Here is a 2,713-nt window from a genome sequence, read left to right on the forward strand (position 1 = left end):
AGACGGACACCGGCCCAGCGGGCAACAGGTGCCCGTCAGGGTGGTGAAGAAAGCCTTCCGAAGATGGCTTTTGGTTGATCAGGCGGGGTGGCGCTGATCTTTGTTGTCACTCTTAGGAGTTGGTGGCTGATGCCGTGCCTGCGCGAGCAGGTGCATCTGCCGACGCATCTCTTTGACTGCGCCAACAAGCGGGGCAAAGTAAATCCGTGGCGCTTCGTGTGCCGCCAACCGGATTTCCTGTAGGACTCGGTTCATTGGCTTGACTTCTTCATAGCTGCGATGCCCGTTGTGACCAGATGCCACAGCAGCAGTACCGCGTCGATGGTCACAATAGCATGTTCCAGCAGTGTGAGCACACCAACGACATACTCGGAAGACCCGCTGGCTTTAAGCCAGTGGACAAGCTCTCCCAGTCCATATGCTGGCAGGGCGATGATCACGAAGATCACCGACCCGACAAGGGTATGGGTCAACCGAGGAAATAGTTGATATTGATCGCCGCGCCAACGGCGAATACGGCAACAACTACCAGATCCTCGAAGGCCTCCCGTGAGGCCAGTAGGTTCTTGAGATGGTTCTTGATGGAGCTCATGAGGTTCTTTCGAAAGGGATGAGCCCCGCCATCGGGGGGCTACCCCGATGGGATGGATTTTTGCAGAATGCCCTGCACGCTCCGAGGGGCCTTGGGCATGAATGAAGGGGTCAAGCCTCCATGTCATCGACATGGAGGGAAACGCATTCCACGGTGCCTTGGGCTGCAAACGCAGCACTCGCCGCTTCTACTTTGCGCACCAGCGTTTCATTGCTGATGTCGATGCGATCGCGGAACTCCCAGAACTGATCGCCCTTGCGAGCGAAGACGCTGGTGACGTTGCCGCAATACAGCTCCAAGAACCGGAAGCTCTCGATGCCCTGATAGTTGCCCCAGCGAACCGGGGGCAGGCAATCGAGCGCCTCGTAAAAACGCTCTTTCGTGATGGGCCGAGGGGCGGTCACATAGCTGTCGTCCCGGAGCTTCTTGAAGGTGTCGTAATCGATCACCTGTACATCGACTCCCAGACTCTGGCTGTGCTCTTGCTGCGTCAAGTGACTGAAGAGGCCAACGATCTTGCCGTCCTCGCACTCGTGAAGTTCGTCCACAAGTTGAGGATGGGGCTTCTCGCTCGAAGCGGGGATGTAGAACACCTGCGTGCTCTGGTTTTCTTGTGTTGCCATGGTTTTCTCCTGTGTGAAAAAAACCGGGGGCACTTGTCCCACGGGGGGGCAGTGACCCCGGTGGGTTTTGATTTGCCAGGCCGTAGGGCTTGGACGGTGGTTGCTGCTTTGCCAAAGGCGCGGCCAGCTGCCGCATCAAGCCATCTGCATTACGCAGACGGGTGAAATCGCTTTCCAAAGCCACGCCCATTGGAGGAGGCTTTGGAAAGCCCAGCAGCCCCCTCGCGGAGTGCTGCCGGTGCTCAAGGCAGGGGATGATCAGGCGGGCATGCCTGCGTCCTCTGCGGCATCGTCGTCGATGCTTTCGTAGGGTTCTATTTCCTTGCCGCATGCAGGGCACTTGTCGTTGCACATGCAACTCCAGCGTTCTTCCCATTCGATGCCCGGTTGTACCGTGCAGTCGTCATGGGAATACAGGTTGGTGTACATGGCCTCGTGTTGATTTTCAGCGGTGCGTGCTTGTTCCATGATTTTCTCCGTTGGATGAAGCGAGGCACCGATCCCTATGCGGGGGAGATGCCCCGCATGGGTTGAGAATGGGTTACTTCACCAAGTGCAGGAGGGCCGCGAGTTGGTTCAAAGCTTCCTTGTTGAGGAGGACGATCATCGCAGCGAGTACGATGAATTGGATCGTTGTCTTCTTGTCCTGCTTCACCAGGGATAGTTCAAGACGAGATATGTCGGATTTCACCGTATTGATGTCTTCCTTCACAGCAAGCTCAGATCGTGCAATGTCGGTCTTCGTTGCAAGTCTCACGTTTTCAATATCGCCCTTCAGTTCAGCGATATCGGCATTGGTGGCGAGTTCGTCGAGCATCTCTTTCCGCAGCTCATCCTTCACCTCCAGCTTGCGCTGGCTGGCGATTTCCTTGCTGCGCTCAGCCACGTGCGACATGGACGTTTCGATGCTCTTTGCAACTTGCATGGCATCTTCACGCCCGAGCCGTCGTTCTAGAAGCTCAAAGATCTCAAAGGGGACGTGCATGGCGGTCATTCTAAGCTCCGTTTCATGATGTTGAAAGCGGCCCCGCCCCTGGCGGAGACGGTTCCGCAAGGGGATCACTGTGCGCTTGCGCGCGGGTAGTGCTAGAGGTGCTGCAGGTCGCGGCGTTCAGATGGCAAGGCCAGTGCTGATCGCCAGCTGATTGCGTGTAGCGCCTGCTTTCGCTTGTCGGCATTGGTTGCGCATTTGCCGCGTCATTTGGGCCACGCGAGCGCGAAGCTCATTTGCCGCTTGGTCGCGATGTGGATTCAGATAGCGAAACAAATGCAATCCATCACACCGCGCGTCGGTAAGCAATGCGCCCATTCCGCCAAACTCTTCGCTACCGATACCGCATATCTTGTTTGCGATATGCGCAGTAGCGCAATGAGCTCGGTATGCTGGGCGGGTACGCCAATACTCGAATTTCATACCGTTGGCGATGCAGGCTGTTCTGAATATCATGGTGAAACTCCAAAAAAAATGGAGTCACCAATCCCCTTGGGGACTGGCGAC

General features: G+C 56.5%; 6 protein-coding genes. All 6 read right to left on the minus strand.

Annotated elements, in window-relative coordinates; translation table 11 throughout:
• Positions 1-251: 251 nt before the first annotated feature.
• On the minus strand, positions 252-440 hold the full coding sequence (locus tag OX89_RS02520; RefSeq protein WP_199856191.1) for a hypothetical protein: 189 nt from the start codon (positions 438-440) through the stop codon (positions 252-254).
• 29 nt (positions 441-469) lie between these two features.
• Positions 470-592: a hypothetical protein gene (locus tag OX89_RS19260; RefSeq protein WP_255352788.1), complete on the minus strand. Its 123-nt coding sequence runs from the start codon at positions 590-592 to the stop codon at positions 470-472.
• A gap of 110 nt (positions 593-702) precedes the next feature.
• The gene (locus OX89_RS02525; RefSeq protein WP_047349437.1) at positions 703-1,215 is read right to left on the minus strand and encodes a hypothetical protein; all 513 of its coding nucleotides are present in this window, start codon (positions 1,213-1,215) and stop codon (positions 703-705) included.
• 258 nt (positions 1,216-1,473) lie between these two features.
• Positions 1,474-1,683, minus strand: a complete 210-nt coding sequence (locus tag OX89_RS02530) for a hypothetical protein (protein ID WP_047349438.1) — start codon at positions 1,681-1,683, stop codon at positions 1,474-1,476.
• A gap of 73 nt (positions 1,684-1,756) precedes the next feature.
• Positions 1,757-2,209 (minus strand): hypothetical protein, encoded by a 453-nt coding sequence (locus tag OX89_RS02535; protein WP_047349439.1) that lies wholly within the window; start codon positions 2,207-2,209, stop codon positions 1,757-1,759.
• Positions 2,210-2,326: 117 nt separating this feature from the next.
• Positions 2,327-2,662 carry a hypothetical protein gene (locus OX89_RS18375; protein ID WP_157497268.1) on the minus strand — a complete coding sequence of 112 codons (336 nt, stop codon included), beginning with the start codon at positions 2,660-2,662 and terminating at the stop codon, positions 2,327-2,329.
• Positions 2,663-2,713 lie beyond the last annotated feature (51 nt).

It is taken from the genome of Diaphorobacter sp. J5-51 (assembly GCF_001023515.1).
GTDB classification, from domain to species: Bacteria; Pseudomonadota; Gammaproteobacteria; order Burkholderiales; family Burkholderiaceae_C; genus Diaphorobacter; species Diaphorobacter nitroreducens.

Bases quoted from the DNA above. Each gene is read 5' to 3' on its own strand.
- OX89_RS02535 (WP_047349439.1), bottom strand. From the start codon at position 2,209: ATGACCGCCATGCACGTCCCCTTTGAGATCTTTGAGCTTCTAGAACGA.
- OX89_RS02530 (WP_047349438.1), bottom strand. From the start codon at position 1,683: ATGGAACAAGCACGCACCGCTGAAAATCAACACGAGGCCATGTACACC.
- OX89_RS18375 (WP_157497268.1), bottom strand. From the start codon at position 2,662: ATGATATTCAGAACAGCCTGCATCGCCAACGGTATGAAATTCGAGTAT.
- OX89_RS19260 (WP_255352788.1), bottom strand. From the start codon at position 592: ATGAGCTCCATCAAGAACCATCTCAAGAACCTACTGGCCTCACGGGAG.
- OX89_RS02525 (WP_047349437.1), bottom strand. From the start codon at position 1,215: ATGGCAACACAAGAAAACCAGAGCACGCAGGTGTTCTACATCCCCGCT.